This is a genomic window from Sorangium sp. So ce1153 (assembly GCF_051521595.1).
In the GTDB taxonomy this organism is placed as follows: domain Bacteria; phylum Myxococcota_A; class Polyangia; order Polyangiales; family Polyangiaceae; genus Sorangium.
In genome coordinates this window covers 8,765,345-8,781,377 of record NZ_CP150361.1, presented here as the reverse complement: position 1 = coordinate 8,781,377, position 16,033 = coordinate 8,765,345, and the positions used below count along the sequence as shown (strand labels likewise).

Here is a 16,033-nt window from a genome sequence, read left to right as displayed (position 1 = left end):
CTTATCGTGATCGGGCTCGTGGGCTGCGCCAAGGAGGACGGCGGCGACACAGGGGAGACGCAGGAGCCGCACGAGGCAGAGTCGTGCGGAGGGTTCCTCGGGACGGGCTGTCCAGAGGGGCTCGAGTGCGTCGACGATCGCTCGGACGACTGCGACCCGGCGCACGGCGGGGCGGACTGCCCAGGCGTGTGCGTCGAGGCGCGGCCGACGTTCTGCGGCGGGTTCGCGGGGATCGAGTGCCCGGAGGGGCTCGAGTGCGTGGACGACCCGAGCGACGACTGCGACCCGGCGCACGGCGGGGCGGACTGCGGCGGGATCTGCGTGGAGCCGAAGCCCACCGCGACGTTCTGCGGCGGGTTCGCCGGGATCGAGTGCCCGGAGGGGCTCGAGTGCGTGGACGACCCGAGCGACGACTGCGACCCGGCGCGCGGCGGGGCGGACTGCGGCGGGATCTGCGTGGAGCCGAAGCCCACCGCGACGTTCTGCGGCGGGTTCGCGGGGATCGATTGCCCGGACGGGCTCTTGTGCGTCGACGACCCGGACGACGGCTGCGACCCGGAGCACGGCGGGGCGGACTGCGGCGGGATCTGCGTGGTGGCGGAGCCCGCGGCGCCGTTCTGCGGTGGCATCGCCGGGATCGAGTGCCCGGAGGGGCTCGTGTGCGTGGACGACCCGAGCGACGACTGCGCCCCGCCGACCGGCGCGGACTGCGGCGGGATCTGCGTGAAGCGCTGAGCCGGCGCGCGCAGGCGGCGCGCCGTCCCGAGGGACGAGCGCGCTCCCTGCGCCAGGGCGCTCCGCGAGGGAGCGCCCCGCGCGGGTGGGCGCTCAGTACCGGTGCTTCCAGAGCAGGTCGAGGGTCGTCGCCGGGTTCTCACCCGTGGCCATGCCGGCCCGCACGGACCAGTCCCGGCGAAAGCGCCACTCGAGGCTCACCTCGGCGCGCGCCTGCGTGCCGGGGGCGTTGCCGGGCGCGGACCCTGCCCCCTGCTCGTTCCCCGTGGATGCCGCCTCGTAGCTCGCGCTCGCGGTCACCCGCTGCCCGAGCTGGTAGCCCACCGTGGTCTTCAGCGCGCCTTGGTCGGTCGTGTCCAGCTGCGTCTCGAAGTGCTGGAGCGGGCCGATGCTCTGGAGGATCATGTTGATCTGCGCGGACGCGAGCCCGGTGCCCACGCCGGCCGCGACCCCTCCCGCGGCGCTGCTGCCGCCGCCGGAGCCAGGCTCCTCGGTGGACGTGCCGCCCGCCAGCGTCCCCTCGGCGTACTGCTTGCCGAGCAGGAGCTCGGCGATCACCTCGTTCTCGGGGCGCGGGGGCTCGGAACGGAAGGTGATCTTCTCCTCGGTGATCGGGTTGAGCTCTCCGACGTAGTCGATGTAGATGCGCGTCCCCTCCGGCGTGTCGTGGAACGCCTTCACGTTCAGGTACGGGTTCGACGGATCGCCCTGCAGCGCGACGACGCCCGGCTCGATCTCGAACTCCTTGCCGATCACCTCGAGCTTGCCCGAGAGGACCTTCACGTTGCCCTGGATGCTGGTCTCCCCCGCGACCTTGATGCGCAGCGGGTGCGCCGGATCGCCGGACAGCGAGGCCTCCACCATGTCGCCCTCGACCTCGATCCTGCCGAGGTGGACGTCCATGAGAAGCGGCGTGCCGCCCGTGTTCTGCTTCGCCTCTTCCGTCGGCTCCGCCGGCGCCCGCCGCGCCTCGTACTCTTCCTGGCTGAGCGGCGCCGAGGTGGCGATGTCCTCGTTCTCGTCGAGCGGCTGCACGCTCCGCCCGATCGTCGGCGGCAGCGTCAGGTTGAGCGTGGGCACGTCGACGCGGACGGCGATCTGGTCGTCCCGGCTCTGCGCCGCGAGCACCAGCTTGCCGCGCACGTCGCCCATCGGCACGCCCTCCAGCGCGATCGGGAGATCCCGGTCCTCCGGGATCTCGAGCTCGGCGCGGGCGCTCCGGAAGGCGAAGCCTTCCATCTGGAGCGTCGCCTTCCCGCGGACCTGGCCGCTGCCGGCCTCCGCGCGGATGTCGTCGATGCGGAGCTCGCCGGAGGGGCTCGCGGTGACGCGGAACGAGGCGTTCTCGAACGGCTGGCCGATCGTGGCCACGTGGACGAGGCCCTTCGTGAGCCGCATCTCGCCGGAGAAGCCGGCCTGCGCGCCGAGCCCGAGCCGCACGTCGCCGTCGAGCACGCCGTCGAGCCGGTTCACCGAGCCCTGGACGAACGGCTCCAGCGCCACCAGCCGGAAGCGGTCGACCGAGAGCGACACCTCGGCGTTCTTGTCGTCCGTGAGCGTCGGGATCGCGTTCGCCTCCCACACGACGGGCGCCTCCGCCTTGGCCTCGAGCCGCCCGCCGCCGCGCCCGACGAGCCGCACGCCGGCCACGGCCGCCGTGCGCCCGGCGGCGCCCGGCGGCGCGATGTCGAATGACACCTCGGCGGTCTCGTACTGCGCGTCGGGGCCGAGCTTCAGGCCCGGGAACTCGAGGCGCGCGGCGACCTCGGGGGCCGCCTCAAAGAGGCCCCGCACCGTGACCTCGCCGCGCGCCTGGCCGCTGACCTGCATGTCGGCGAGGACGGGGATCTCGGCGAGCGGGAGGTCCGCGATCTTCGCCTCGAGGCTGCCGTCGCTGAGGAGCCGAGCGCCGTCTGCGCCGTTGAGGAGCGCGGCGGCGTTCGCGCCCAGCTTCGCCGTCGCGGTCAGGTACGTGCGCGGGCCGCGGAAAGCGTACGCGTCGAGCTGGGCCTTTCGCCCGTCGTAGACGAGCAGCGTGTCGAGCCGGAGCTTGCCGAGCGGCGAGGGGCTCCCGGTGCCGCCCACGTTCGCCGCCGTCGCGCGGGCCACGAGCCTGGGCTCGGCCATCGTCCCCGCGAAGTACACGTCGACCCCCGCGCCCCCGGACAGCACCGGGGTCCGCTTCCCGAAGGCCGCGAGCTCGGCGAGGTCGTTGAGCCGGCGGCGCGGCACCTGGAGGTGCGCCGTGACCGGCATGCGCGGGAGCGCCGCCGCCGGATTCGCCATGAGCGCCGGCAGATCCGCGTCGAACGCGGCCGAGAGCTCCGCCACGAGCTGGCGATCGAACACCGAGAGCGTGACGTTCGCGTCGCCCGTCTTCGCGTCGAGGTCGCCAGCGACCCGCGCGTCGAGCTTCCTCGACACCCACTCGGGCGCGCCGGTCTTCTCGTCGATGGGCCCCGCCGCGCGCAGGCCCTCGGTGCGGACCAGGAGGTTCCGCACCGACGGGAGCCGCTGTCCGGCCTCGCGCACCACCGCGAGGCGCGCGGTGAGCCGGCCGGCGAGCTCGCTCAGGGCGAGCTTCACCGGCGAGGCCTGCGCCAGGCACCCGAGCTGCCACGCGTCGGCCTCCATGCGCGCCGAGCCCGTGAGGGTCTGCCAGGTGCGCTCCGACATCAGCGAGCCGCGCAGGTTCGCCGCGCTCCCGTCGACGAGGACCCGCGCGATGGCGCCGTGGCACACAGGCGGCGGCGGCGTCTTCGGGCGCTTCGCCAGGTCGCCGACCGTGGCCGACGGCTTGCCAGGCGCCGCGCCCTGGCGCTGGGCTTCCCGCGACCGCGCCGGCGGCGGCTCGGGCGGCGCGATCAGGCGGACGAGGCCGTCGGCCTTGAGCGCCTCGCCGTCGACGCGCGCGGTCATGTTCATCGAGAGCCGCGGCGCCACGCCGGCCATGGATCCGTCCTCGAGCTCGACCAGCACGTGCCCGGCGCGGCGCTTCCCCCGGCCGTGCATCGACACGTCGAGGTTGGCGAGGCCGCCGACCCCGAGCGGCACGCCGGCGACGTCCGCGATGCGCTCGAGGTGGAGCGCCGTGCCGCGGAGATCGCCCTCGATCTCGTCGCCGACGAGCGACAGGCTCCCCTGGAGCTCCCCGACGCCGTCGCCGCGCAGCGCGAGCTCGCGGACGGCGATGCCGCGATCCCACGCGACGCGGGCCGCCTGCGCGACCATCTCGTCGTCGCCGCGCGCCACCTCGACGCGGACCCGCCGCGCCTCGCTCCGCGCGATGTCGAGATCGGCCGAGGCGGAGATCCGGCGCTCCGCGCTGGCGAGCGACGCGCGGACGCGCGGCGCGGTGACCGGCCCGGCGGCGCTCGCCGCGACGCTGTCGAACGCGTACTGCTGCGCGCGGAGGTCCGCCCCGCGGAACGCGCCCTCGATCGTGAGCTTGTCGAGGGGCCCCGTCGCCTTGGCCCTGACCTCGCCGCGCCCGAGCTGCAGATCGGAGCCGACGCGGAGCCCGGCGACGCGCACGGTCGCCTTGGCGTCGAGCTGGTCGTCCTTGAGCGCGCCCTCGACGTGGAGCGCGGCGCTGCCGTGGATGCCGCTCGGGACGTGCCGCACCGCGCTGAGCGACGGGATCTCGCTCCGCGCCTCGAACTGGATCTCCCCCTCCTTCGAGAGGGCGACGGTCGCCTCGATCGGCGCGCCGGGCTCGCGGATCGTCGCGGCGGCCCGCAGCGCCCCGCGCTCGAAGGTCGCGCGCGCCTCGGTCGCGGGCACCTGCTGCCCGACGACGAGGAACGGCTCGGTCCTGGCCTCGGCGACGATGCGCGGCCCGCCCTCCTCGTCGAGGGTGATGTCGCCGCGCGCCTCCGCGCTCACCCGCGCGGCCGGGGCCGCCGCGCCGACGAAGGCGCGCGGGTCGAGCTCGGTGATCCGCACCTCGGCCGTGATGCGCTTCGGATCGAGCGCGTCGAGCCGCGCGCGGGCGGAGATCTCGCCGGTCACGGCGTCGTCGCTGACGAGCGGATCGAGCACCGCGACGCGCGCGGTGACGGAGAGGTCCGAGAGCGGCCCGTCGGCCGTGACGAGGACCGAGAGCGGCCGCGCGAGCGGCACGCTGGGGTCGATCGCGAGGGCCGCCTCGGGCGTCACGCGCGCCGACGAGACCCGCGCCGAGAGGCGCTCGTCCTTCAGGGTCCCCTCGGCCGTGATCGGGATGGCGCCGACGCTCCCCTCGAGCTTCGCGGTGAGCGCCATGGGCGCGTCGGCGGGGACGTCCACGCTGCCGGCGACGCTGGTCGCCTCGACCGGGACCGGCAGCAGGCGCCGCTCGGTGATGCGCACGCGCTCGAGCGCGTACTGGCTCTGATCCGCGACGACGATGGCGCCGGCGAAGTCCTCGATGGTGGCGTCGATGGGGCTCTCCGGGGCGACCGTGCCGTGGACCGCGGCGCGGTCGAGGACGATGCGCGAGAGCTCGAGGCGGAGCGGCCGCCCGTCCTCGGCGGGCGGCTCCTCCGACGGCTTCGGCGTGAACGCCTGCGCGAGGGTGAGGGCGCCTTGCTGGTCCTGCTCGAGCAGGACGTCCGCGTCGCCGACGCGGACGAGCGGGATCGTGATCGCGAGGTCCCCGTCGCCGAGGAGGAGCTCCTTCACGATCGAGAGCGCGTTGAAGTCGGCGTGCACGCCGTTGACGCGCAGGAGCTCCGTGCCGCTGGGGTGGCGCACCGTGACCGTGGAGACATCGGCGGTGAAGAGGCCGAGACGATCGATGTGCGCGATCTCGATCTGTCCCTCCAGGCTGGACCGCAGGATGTCGTTGACGAGCTGCCTTGTCAGGTTGCGCGTCGAGGCGGCGTTCAGGTGAACGACAGCGCCGACACCCACGGCGGCGACGAACACGCCCCCCAGGCCGAGCACGGTGGCCGACACGGCGGCCGTGCGGGCGAGCGCCCGGCGAAAGCGGCCCTGCCGGTGCGGGCCGGCGGCGTGGGACACAGGAGGGGGAGGGGGCTCTTCGGGCATGGTGATCAGCTAGGGATGGCGGTGAGGACCGCAGCGCCGCGAGGCCAATGAAACACTAAATACGGAGAGACCTGATGGCCTCATGCAGAGCTCCCCGAGGGCGCGACACATGGCGGGGCGGCGAGGGGGAAGCAGGGGCCGCCGGCGGCAAAGCCCGCGCTGCCGGAAGCCCGAGCGCGCCCGCCGTCGACCGACGGCGGGCGCTTGCGTCGTCGCACGCCACGGGTGCGGAGCTCCGGCCCGCCTACGGTCCTCCCTGCGCGCGCGGGAAGTCGTGGCGCGGGACCTCGTAGGGCGAGGGATCGGGGATCTCGTGCGTGTGCGTGGGAGCGGGCACCTCGGGCTGGTGATTCCCCGGATCCCCTCCGGGCCGCGCCGGCGTCGTCCCCGGGAGCTGGATCTCGCGATCCGGCGACGTCTGGCCGGGCGAGCCCGGCGTCTCCGGCTGTTCGCCGGGAGGGCTCATCATCGGCTGCGCCACGCCGGGCCTCCAGGGCTCGCCGTTCGCTGGTTGAGAGGCGTTTCTCATGGCTTCACCCGTTCCTTTGCGTCACGACGGGACACGGCGCCCGAGGGCGAGCGAGATCACGGCGAGCACCAGGAAGGCGACGAACAGGATCTTCGCGATCCCCGCGGCGCTGGCGGCGATACCGCCGAAACCGAAGATGGCAGCGATGATCGCGATGATGAAGAAGGTGACAGTCCAGCCGAGCATGTTGTCCTCCAAGGTTTCTCAGGGGGTCGATCCGTTGTCTCGTGGAGACGACCTCAACGTGTGTCGTAGGTCGCAGGTCACGATTGCACCCTCCGTGCCGAGGGGCCGCAGAGGTCGGCGGCTGGCGCGCTCCGCGGCGTTCTGGCCCGGATGAGCCGGCCCGCGTCGGGCACGGCGCCGCTGTTTCCGTCCCGGGACGTGAGCGGGTCCCCATTTCGTGGGGCATGATGCCTCGACCGTGACAGGGTGGACCTGTGCGGGCGCGGAGACCTGGGCGCGCGGCGCCGGCGGCGCCGCGCTGCACCGAGCCTCCACGGGGACGCCCTACAACTTCCCGGATCGGGCGACTCGGGACGAGCTATAAGGACCTGGCCATGCCGAAATCGAAGGTTGCTGTCATCCGCACGTCCCCCGCGACGGTGCTCTCGGACTACCACCGGCTGATGAACCTGGCCGGTTACCAGGACGTTGTCGCCAAGGACGCGGACACGGCGCTCAAGGTGAACATCTCCTGGCACTTCTTCTACCCGAGCTCTTCCACGACGCCCTGGCAGCTCGAGGGCGTCATCCGGGCGATGACGCAGGACGGGTACTCGAAGGACCTGATCCACGCCTGCCACAACCGCACGGTCGTCATCGACGCCCACCTGGGCGAGCGGGAGAACAAGCAGGTCGACGTGGTGCAGGCGCACGGCCTACGCAACGTGCACCTCTACGAGGGCGAGGAGTGGATCCCGATCGGGGACGCGGTCGGCGATCTGCGCAAGAAGTTCCTCTGTCTGAACGAGGTGTACCCGAAGGGGTTCTCGATCCCGAAGCGCTTCATCGGCGAGAACATCATCCACCTGCCCACGGTGAAGACGCACATCTTCACGACGACCACGGGCGCGATGAAGAACGCCTTCGGCGGCCTGCTCAACGAGCACCGGCACTGGACGCACCCTGTCATCCACGAGACGCTCGTGGATCTCCTGATGATCCAGAAGAAGATCCACCGCGGGGTCTTCGCGGTGATGGACGGCACCTTCGCGGGCGACGGGCCGGGGCCGCGCTGTATGGTGCCGCACGTGAAGAACGTCCTGCTCGCGTCGGCGGATCAGGTGGCGATCGACGCGGTGGCGGCGAAGCTGATGGGGTTCGACCCGATGCGCGACTGCAAGTTCGTGCGCCTCGCGCACGACCTCGGCCTCGGGACGGGGGACGTGCGCGACATCGAGCTCGTGGGCGACCTGGACGCGGCGAACGAGAACTGGAACTTCGATGGACCGTTCAAGGAGATGACGTTCGCCTCGCGCAACCAGCACCGCATCTACTGGGGGCCGCTGAAGAAGCCGGTGGAATGGTCGCTCAAGACCTGGCTCGCGCCCTGGGCCTACGTGGCGTCGGTCACGTACCACGACATGTTCTGGTACCCGCGCTATGCGAAGGAGAAGATGGCGCCGGTGCTGGAGAGCCCGTGGGGGCGGCTGTTCGCGAACTGGGGCAAGGTGCAGCCCGACGCCGAGGGGCAGGGGTATCCCGACGTGGGGCAGGCGAGCCACGAGCTCGTCCGGACCGGGGTGCGGCACTTCCTGGAGGGCATGCGCCTCGTGGGGATGGCGGTGGCGGAGTCGCCGGAGATCCAGGTCCGCAAGCGGGCGCGCGCGCAGGCGGCCGGCGGGAGCGGGGCGCCGGCGGTGTAGGGGCTCCTGGGGGACGGTGCCAGGGAACGGCTGCGGGCGCGTGATCGGCGCCCGCAAGCCATCCGGCGGATGGCTCGCCAGCGTGCGCACAGGGAGCCCGTTCACCCTCTCGGGCCGGGCTATACTGGGCCGTGGTTGCCTGAGCAGGAGGTCAGCCTGTGACCGACGTGGATCAAATTTTTCAGGCCATCCAGGGCCTCCCGGTCCAGGAACGGCTGCGGCTCATCGAGCGCGTGGTCCATGAGCTCGCAGGCGGATCCGCCAGCGGGGGACTGCCCCGTGAGGCAGGCGAGGCGTCGTCCATGCTCGGCCTCTTCGCCGACGACCCCGAGGGCGTCGACGCGATGATGGAGGTCGTCCGGGAGAATCGTCGCTCTTCCACGTTGCGCGACGTCGAGGAGGAGGATGAGAAAAGCTCTCCTTGACACGGATATCCTGTCCGAGGTCACGAAGGCCAAGAACCCGGCTGTCGTGGAGCGCGCGCGCACGTACATCGCTATCTATGGCCGGTTCACGTTCTCCGTCGTCTCCGTCATGGAGATCGTCTCCGGCTACTCGTATCGGCAAGCGGAAGAGAAGACGAGGCGGTTCCTGGAGATGGCGCACCGGAGCGAGGTCTTGCTCCTGGACGGGACGGCGGCCGAGCTCGCTGGCCGCATCCTGGCCGATTTACGCAGGGCCGGCACGCCGATCGGTGTACCGGATACGATGATCGCTGCGACCGCGATCCATCGAGGGCTGCCCCTCGTGACAGGCAACGCGTCCGACTACGCCCGTGTTCAGTCGGCCGGCTATCCACTGCTGGTGGAGAACTGGAGGGAGCCGACGTGAGCCCCTCCCATCGCGGCGGGTATGGGATCACCCGCATGCGCTCCCGGCGTCCCAGCGGCGCGAGAGCGTGGGCGCTGCTGATCGCAGTGCGGCACGCGCGAGAGCTCTGACCTGCATCGCTCCGTGTGCGCTGCTTGACGTGGCCGACAGGATGCGCTTTCATAGAAGCACGTCGAAAAAGGCGGACCGGTTCGGTGAGCCCCGGTCGCTTCCGTCAGGAAGTTTTGTCCGACGCACAAGCGCCAGGACCCACGACGAACAGGGCGCAGTTTGTGCTGCGCTCTGGTCGGGCGTCCATGGGCGAGCACATCCATCACCAGCATCTTGCGGGAGCGCGTGTCGGCGCACGTCGGCACCGGAGCGTTCGCGCATGGCGGGCCCGACCTTTCATCCACCTGAAAGGACCCGACATGCATCTCAACCATCTCGATCTCTGCGTACCCAACGTCCGGGAGACCAGCGAGTTCTTCGAGCGGTTCTTCGGCTTTCGCTGCCAGCGGGAGAAGGGGCGCGACGCCCTCGCCATCCTTCAGGACGAGGCCGGCTTCACGCTGGTCATCAGCCGGCTGCGCGCGGAGGACCCGACCAGCTATCCGGCCCAGTTCCACGTCGGCTTCCTGCTCGAGAGCGAGGCAGCGGTCCACGAGGCGCATGAGCGCATGAAGGAGGGCAGCGCCGACGTCTCCGCGGTGCGGGAGGTCCGCGGCGGGCCAGCCTTCTACACGCGCGCTCCCGGCGGCGTGCTCGTCGAGGTCAGCCACCGCGGCTGACGGGGCCGAGCGAACGGGATCGCCAGGTGTCAGGGACATGAAGACTCCCTTCCTGTCGATGTCGAGCACGCCTTGCCGATTCCGTCGTTGCCGCGGGTGATGAGCGCGACTTGGCCTTCCACCATCCCATGTGGATGGCTGCCGATCTGCGGGTGTGATGATTCAAAGGCTGCGGCACGCGGCTGGGCGTTCGGATGAGGAAGGCGGCCTTTGGGGCGGGCTTCGGCGAGCGCGGCGCTCAGCGCGCCGCGCTCGCCGCGTGCGACGGCCGCCGCCCGGACGTCACCGCCGGCGCGGCGCCCGCGGTGAACCGGACGCGCACCGGCCGCGGTCGGAGCGGCGGCAGCGATCGCGCGAGCGCCTCGTAGGCGTCGCGCCCCACGCGCCGCTCCTCGTGGACGAGCGTCGCCCAGATCTGCGCCTCGCGCGCCTCGGCGTGCTCGGCCGCGCGCGGGTCGAAGCGCAGCCCCCGCTCGAGGACGGTCGCTCCGTTGAGCGCTATCGCCACGCCGTCCTCGGGGCGGCGCGCGGCGCGGTCGCGGAAGACGCCGGGCCCGAAGCGGTCGTACTGGAGGATCGTGTGCGCGGTCGACACGGCGCCGGCCCACGGATAGCTGCGCAGGGTCCAGCCGCGCGACAGGTCGGCGAGCCGCTCGTCGACGTCGGCCCGCTCGGCGTCGGTCTTCCACGGCTCGCGCGGGACGAAGAAGAGGCCGAGCCCGAGCTCGTCGCCCTCGAGCTCGAACACCTCGTCGATGCCGAAGCGCTCCGGGGTCTGCGCGACGAGCGAGCCGTGCGTGAGGCCGAACTCGCCGACGATGTAGACCGCGAGCGCCTCGCGCCGCGCGCGCAGGAAGTCGAGCGTCGCGACGGCCTCGGCGTGCGTCTCCGTGGGGAACTCGGTGAAGCACATCGCCTCGGCGGCCACGCCCGCGGAGGCGAGGTGATCGATGACGTCGGAGACGACCTCGACGGGCGCGCCCTTGTCGATGAGGCCGAGGACGCGCGGCGACGCGGACTCGACGCCGAGCGCGCACGCGACGGCGCCCGCGCGGCGCAGCACGTCCGCGCGCTCCCGCGTGAGGTACTTCTCCGGCTTGAGGTCGGTCGCCCACCGGACGTCGAGGCCGGCGTCGATGATCGCCTGCGACATCTTCACGAGCGTCTTCGGCGCGACCGAGTCCTGCGACAGGTAGAAGTGGCGCGTGCCGTGCCGCGCGGCGAGCGCGCCGAGGTGCGCGACGATGGTCTCGACGGCGCGCTCGCGGTACGCCGCGGTGCCGACCTCCGCGAGGCCGTAATGGCAGAAGGTGCACTTGCCCCAGTAGCAGCCCCGCGTCGGGTCGTACGGGAGCACGAGCGACGGCGCGAGGTACGCCTCCAGCGGGAGCCCGTCGAAGTCGGGCGCCGGGAGCGCCTTCAGGTCCTCCATGCCGTGCCCCGACAGCCAGCGCGCGCCGAGCAGGCGATCGCGGACGACGACGTTCGGCACGTCGCGGAGCGGCCGCCGCTCGTCGAGCGCGCGCGCGAGGGCGAGCAGGGTGCGCTCGCCCTCGAAGAGGCACGCCGAGTCGAACGGGCCGAGCGCTCGGGCGAGCCGCTCGCCCGAGAGCCGGAGGAGCATCTGCGTGACGCCGGGGCCGCCGCACGTGACGTGCACGGCGGGCAGCGCTTCCTTGATCTTGTGCGCGAACGCGTACGCCGGCTGGAGCTGGCCCGGGAAGCACACGGAGAGGCCGACGATGTCGGCGCGCGCGTCGCGGAGCCGGGGCACGAGCACCTGCTGCACCCAGGCGTCGAACGGGTCGTGCTCCGGCCGGCTCGACCGGGCGATCTCGTCCATCGACATCAGGCCGAACGGCGTCCGGTAGGCGGTGAAGTCGAGCTTGAGGGGGTGATGGGTGGCGGACACGACGCCGAGCGCCGCCTCGATCGTCGCGACCGCGCGGGCGTAGGCGTCCGCGTCGTAGAAGGCGTCCACGGAGCGGAGCGCGGCCTTGGCGGTGTCGACCGCGCCCGGGGCGGCGACGGCGTGCGCGTCGCCGCGCGCGCGGGCGAGCGCGAGGTACTCGAGCTGGTCCACGTGGGGGAGCGAGGGGCGGCGGTCGAGCTCGCCGAGGCGCGCCTCCAGCCGGTCGAGGAGCCCGGCCATGCTCTGCGACGTGAGGAGCGCGTCGAACGCCTCGATGTTCGCGTCGATGGGCAACACCTCCACGCCGTTCGCGCGGAGGAAGCCGGTCAGCATCGGCACCGCGAGGTAAGGCGCGGTGGGGTCACAGGTCGGCGGGTAGACGAGCGCGATGCGCATTCGGGCGGCGGTGTAGCACGGGGCGGGGGGAGCGTCCGGCCCCGCCGTTTGCGGCGTGGCGGCGTGGCGGCGTGGAGACGCGGCGGCGTGGAGGCGCGGCGGACCGGCCCTTGGTGACGCGGCGGCGCGGCGGGCCGTGGCGCTGCGCGCGGTTCAGGGCGTGACGTAGCAGACGTCGAGCCTGGGATGCGCGTCGCTTCTCGCGTGCTCGCTCGACCGGAAGCTGTGCTTGCTCGGCCCGGGCTCGCGCAGGAGCACGCCGTGATTCGGGAGGGACCCGTCGACCCACGCCTGGGCGAGGGCGGTCACGTCGCACGACTGGCGCGCGTCGATCCCGGCCGGGGCGACGAACGACGCCTCCACGGCGGGGCCGAAGGCGCCGCCGAAGTTCTGAGGAGGTGACGGTCGCTCCGGGCACGCCGTCCTGATCGGCGTCGCCCTGGCCGGCGTGATCGAGCTGCGCCAGCGCGAAGAAAGAGAGGCTGTCCGTGCTCGCGCAGAGGACGTTCGCTTCGATGTCTGCTTCCACCTCGTCGAGCTCGGTCATCACATGCCATCCGGGGTCGTATACCCCGTTAGCGGTGCTGTCGGCGAAGCGCAGCATTCTCAGGTCAGTCTCGTTCGACGCGGTCAGCTCGGCCTGGGCGTACGAGAGACAGACCCGGAAAGGCGGCGTGAACTCCGCCTGCGTGGTGATGCTGTGATAGACGATGGGCGCTCCGCCCACCGTCGTCATGAACCCAGGGGGCGGGGCCGGGCCGACAGGCGACGCGGTCACCGCGACGGGGCCGGGCGCGTCGATCTGCCCGAAGTCCAGTGACGCGGCGTGCTCGGGGTGGTCCGGGACGAGCTCGGTGAACGCGACCAGCGGGGCGTCGCCCCCGACCTCCAGGGTGATCGGAGCCTCGATGCGGAACGGGAAATGCGCGAGCGTGATCATGGATCCCGCGACGGTCGCAGACGCGTACACGTCGTAGGTGCCGGGCAAGGCGATGATCTGGAGCGTCGGATTGAGCAGCTCCGCCTCGCTCCCGATCGCCTGGATGGACGTGCCGTTCTCTGCTTCCCGAGATCTCCACGGCGCCGTCCAGGATCATCGGGAGCGAGAAGCTCGACGTGCCGTCCTTGGCCGAATACGTCGAGTAGTACTCACCACCTTCATTCGCGCTGGCGATGATGGTGTAGCTGCTCACCGCGCCTCCGATGACGTTGATCGTGCCGGAGATGCGCGCGACATCGTAGGAGTCAGGAGGAGAGACATGCCTGCTGTGACAAAGACGAAGAAGCGCTCGCTGACCGCGGCGGGAGCGGAACACGCGCTCCCCGAAATCCGTATCGTTGGTGATCAGGATGCGGTCCTCGCGGACAGCCAGCGCGAGCACGCTGGTGTCGTCCAGTCCACGGGCCCCTTCGTAAACTGAGAAGACGTCGTGCTGCTGGTCGCGCAGCCAGCTCGCTACGCACGGTCCAGTGCATTCATCCACGAGGAACCGCCCTCAGATCGCTTCCCTCAAGCTCGGCAGGAACGACGTCTGCTCCAGGGAGCGACTGGCGAAGAGCAGGCAGGCCTGGATATCTTCGCGGGTCAGGCCTTCGTACTCCTCGAGCAACTCGTCCACGGTGGCGCCGTGGGCGAGCAGGCCCAAAAGGAACGGTACCGTGAGCCGAGTCCCACGCACGACCGGCTTTCCGGCCATGATCTCGGGCTGGGCGGTGATGCGCTCGAGCAGGCTCTGGTCCGTCATGATGATCCCTGACGGCTCTACCTTAGCAGGTCAGGCGCCATCGAGCGGCTGTTCACGAAGCGGCCATCGGCGAGTTCGTCCTCTGCGAGGCAAGAACAGCGGCAGCGCGGAGAAGCCGGGTCTCGTGCCTCACCCGGACCTCGCGCCAGAGAGCCCCGCCCGCTGATGATTGTGCTGGTCCCAGCCAAGCCGTACCATGCCAGAGATCCTCGCCGATCGACGATGGCCAACCTGAGCAGTGATACCGGCGCCTGGGCCCTGGCAGGCGCGCTCTCTGCGCCGCTGGGCATGGATGAGCGCGTGCCAGCGGCGGGCGCTGCCTTCCTCGTGGAGCGTGACGGGTCGCGGCCGATGTGCCCGACGCGCGGTTGAGGCGACGGCGTGCTGCTCCGTCCAGGCGATCGGATCGACCACTACACGCTGGTGAAGCCGCTCGGCGAGGGCGGCCAGGGCTCGGTGTGGAAGGTCATCGATCCCCGGGAGGGCGGCGTGGTGCGGGCCCTCAAGCTCGTTCGTCTCGAGGACGCCGGGCGGCAGCGCTTCGACCGGGCTCGGCGCGAGGCGAAGATCCTCGCGTCGGCGAGGCATCCGGCGCTCGTCGTCTGCCACGCCTTCTTCGAGGACCTGCACGCCGGGGTCGTCGGTCTGGTGATGGATTTCGTGCGCGGCCGCTCGCTCGCCGATGCCGCGGCGGAGGAGCTCCTGGATGGCGAGCGCGCGCTCGTCGCGCTCGAGCAGGTCGCCTCGGCGCTGGCGTACGTGCACGGCGCGGGGCTCGTGCACCGCGACTTGAAGCCGGACAACGTGCTGCTCGCGGACAGCTTCTGGTCGAACCCGCGGCGGCCCGGCGCCGTCAAGCTGGTCGACTTCGGCATCGCGGCGTCTGCGGGCAATCCGCGGCCGTTGACGTCGCTGGGGGCGGTGGTGGGCACGGTCCCGTACATGGCGCCGGAGCTCGTCGATCCAGCGACGTGGGGGCGAGCCGAGGGGCCCTCGCGCGATCTCTTCGCGTTCGGCGTGATGGCGTGGGAGGTCCTGTTCCGCGGTCACCCCACGGGGCTCGCGCCGAGCGCGACCATGGTCGACTACGCTCGTGCTTACAAGGCCGCGCAGGTGGGCCGCATCGCCTGGCCACCGCGGGGGCTCGCTGGGCCGTGGGGCGCGGCGGTGGACGCCAGCCTCGCGCTGTCGCCGCTCCGTCGGCCGGCGAACGGGGCGGCGCTGCTGGAGATCCTGCGGACGGGAGCTGCGCCATCCATGCCAGCGGCAGCGGAGACGCCCTCGGGGGTGCTGTCGGCGCCGACCTCGCCGCACCGGGTGTCGACGATGCCGATGAAGCCGCCGCCGGCGCAGCCAGTGGCCGTCACGCAACCGGCGAGCATGGCGGTGCCGCCGGCGCAGCCAGTGGCCGTCACGCGACCAGCGGACAAGGCCTCGCTGCCGGCTGCGATCGTGGCCGTCCCACAGCCGGAGAAGACCTCGCCGCCGGTCCCGTCCGAGCACGTGCCACCGCCTGCAGGACGGCGGGGCGCGTGGAGGCTCTCGGCGCTGGCGCTCGCGGCCTCGATGACAGGCACTGCGGCAGCGCTGATCGCGAGCGGTTGGATCGCGCCGCTCGTCTCCGCCATCACCTCCCAGGACGAGCCGATGGCCCGGGGTCTCCTGCCGCCCGCGCCAGCCTCCAGCACGCCGGCGCCGCTGCCAGCGAGCGCGCCGGTGTCGCTCCAGCCGCCGGCCGCGAGCAGCCCGGAGATCGAGGCTTGTTGCGCTTTGCGCATGACGTGCACAGGGCCGACGAAGTTCCGCTGTCCTCGCTGCGCCGGCAAGGCTCCGCCGCTGCCGAGAGGGGGGACGTGGTGGCTGCGCCTGTCGAGCGTGATCGACCCTGGCACCAACCAGGACATGACCACGTCCCGCCGCTCCTCCACGGTGTGTATGCGCGTCGGCGACCGGACCGCGTGCGCGCCCTTCGTCAAGATCGGCTCGCCGCGCGGCGATGAGGACGATCGCCTTCCCGTCACCACCGAGGACATCGAGGACATGAGGATCCAGTTCTCCATCGACGGCGGCGCGTACCTGCCCGGGCGCGTGAACAGGCCGCCTGTGCTCGTCTCGGCGCTGTGCGGAGGGCTCTACGTGCACGTCGACGACCCCGCGGGGGACAACCTCAGGCTCTCCGTCTATCTCGACGCCAGGACGGGCGAGGTGCCCTGAGC

Annotated in this window: 13 protein-coding genes and 1 pseudogene; 7 read left to right on the top strand and 7 right to left on the bottom strand. The window is 72.0% G+C overall.

From position 1 onward, the window contains the following. The first annotated feature begins 6 nt into the window (after positions 1 to 6). Complete coding sequence (locus WME85_RS31565; protein ID WP_437842398.1) at positions 7 to 735, top strand: hypothetical protein; 729 nt, start codon at positions 7 to 9, stop codon at positions 733 to 735. 93 nt (positions 736 to 828) lie between these two features. On the opposite strand, the gene WME85_RS31560 is transcribed toward WME85_RS31565, so the two are convergent. The 3 genes from WME85_RS31560 to WME85_RS31550 all read right to left on the bottom strand — a co-directional run bounded on the left by WME85_RS31560 (position 829) and on the right by WME85_RS31550 (position 6,481). Continuing rightward, the gene (locus WME85_RS31560; protein WP_437826698.1) at positions 829 to 5,766 is read right to left on the bottom strand and encodes a translocation/assembly module TamB domain-containing protein; all 4,938 of its coding nucleotides are present in this window, start codon (positions 5,764 to 5,766) and stop codon (positions 829 to 831) included. A 244-nt stretch (positions 5,767 to 6,010) separates the two neighbouring features. Then, the gene (locus WME85_RS31555) at positions 6,011 to 6,295 is read right to left on the bottom strand and encodes a hypothetical protein (protein WP_437826697.1); all 285 of its coding nucleotides are present in this window, start codon (positions 6,293 to 6,295) and stop codon (positions 6,011 to 6,013) included. 21 nt (positions 6,296 to 6,316) lie between these two features. Further along, a complete protein-coding gene (locus WME85_RS31550) occupies positions 6,317 to 6,481 on the bottom strand; it encodes a DUF1328 family protein (protein ID WP_081426868.1) in 165 nt (54 codons plus the stop codon). 374 nt (positions 6,482 to 6,855) lie between these two features. Between WME85_RS31550 and WME85_RS31545 the strand changes: the two genes are divergently transcribed. The 4 genes from WME85_RS31545 (at position 6,856) to WME85_RS31530 (ending at position 9,764) form a co-directional block, all read left to right on the top strand. Further along, positions 6,856 to 8,163 carry a DUF362 domain-containing protein gene (locus tag WME85_RS31545; protein WP_437302718.1) on the top strand — a complete coding sequence of 436 codons (1,308 nt, stop codon included), beginning with the start codon at positions 6,856 to 6,858 and terminating at the stop codon, positions 8,161 to 8,163. Positions 8,164 to 8,321: 158 nt separating this feature from the next. Further along, positions 8,322 to 8,588 carry a hypothetical protein gene (locus tag WME85_RS31540; protein WP_437826695.1) on the top strand — a complete coding sequence of 89 codons (267 nt, stop codon included), beginning with the start codon at positions 8,322 to 8,324 and terminating at the stop codon, positions 8,586 to 8,588. Beyond that, positions 8,569 to 8,994: a type II toxin-antitoxin system VapC family toxin gene (locus tag WME85_RS31535; protein WP_437826693.1), complete on the top strand. Its 426-nt coding sequence runs from the start codon at positions 8,569 to 8,571 to the stop codon at positions 8,992 to 8,994. Before WME85_RS31540 ends, WME85_RS31535 begins: the two co-directional genes overlap by 20 nt. Before the next feature lie 410 nt (positions 8,995 to 9,404). Next, positions 9,405 to 9,764 (top strand): VOC family protein, encoded by a 360-nt coding sequence (locus WME85_RS31530; RefSeq protein ID WP_437826691.1) that lies wholly within the window; start codon positions 9,405 to 9,407, stop codon positions 9,762 to 9,764. A gap of 238 nt (positions 9,765 to 10,002) precedes the next feature. Here the strand turns inward: WME85_RS31530 and WME85_RS31525 are convergent, their stop codons facing one another. Continuing rightward, positions 10,003 to 12,072, bottom strand: coding sequence for a B12-binding domain-containing radical SAM protein (locus WME85_RS31525; RefSeq protein WP_437826689.1), 2,070 nt, complete (start codon positions 12,070 to 12,072; stop codon positions 10,003 to 10,005). After that, on the bottom strand, positions 12,038 to 13,060 hold the full coding sequence (locus tag WME85_RS31520; protein ID WP_437842623.1) for a hypothetical protein: 1,023 nt from the start codon (positions 13,058 to 13,060) through the stop codon (positions 12,038 to 12,040). The genes WME85_RS31525 and WME85_RS31520 overlap by 35 nt, the downstream gene beginning before the upstream one ends. Positions 13,061 to 13,064: 4 nt before the next feature. Here WME85_RS31520 and WME85_RS31515 point away from each other — a divergent pair, with 4 nt between their 5' ends. Continuing rightward, complete coding sequence (locus WME85_RS31515; protein ID WP_437842620.1) at positions 13,065 to 13,493, top strand: hypothetical protein; 429 nt, start codon at positions 13,065 to 13,067, stop codon at positions 13,491 to 13,493. On the opposite strand, the pseudogene WME85_RS31510 reads toward WME85_RS31515, so the two are convergent. After that, positions 13,431 to 13,556, bottom strand: a pseudogene (locus tag WME85_RS31510) (DUF5615 family PIN-like protein); the annotation flags it as partial. The gene WME85_RS31515 and the pseudogene WME85_RS31510 sit on opposite strands and share 63 nt — an antisense overlap. Before the next feature lie 12 nt (positions 13,557 to 13,568). Continuing rightward, complete coding sequence (locus WME85_RS31505) at positions 13,569 to 13,817, bottom strand: DUF433 domain-containing protein (protein WP_437751996.1); 249 nt, start codon at positions 13,815 to 13,817, stop codon at positions 13,569 to 13,571. Between the two features lie 381 nt (positions 13,818 to 14,198). Here WME85_RS31505 and WME85_RS31500 point away from each other — a divergent pair, with 381 nt between their 5' ends. Beyond that, positions 14,199 to 16,031 carry a protein kinase domain-containing protein gene (locus tag WME85_RS31500; RefSeq protein ID WP_437826686.1) on the top strand — a complete coding sequence of 611 codons (1,833 nt, stop codon included), beginning with the start codon at positions 14,199 to 14,201 and terminating at the stop codon, positions 16,029 to 16,031. Positions 16,032 to 16,033: the final 2 nt, after the last annotated feature.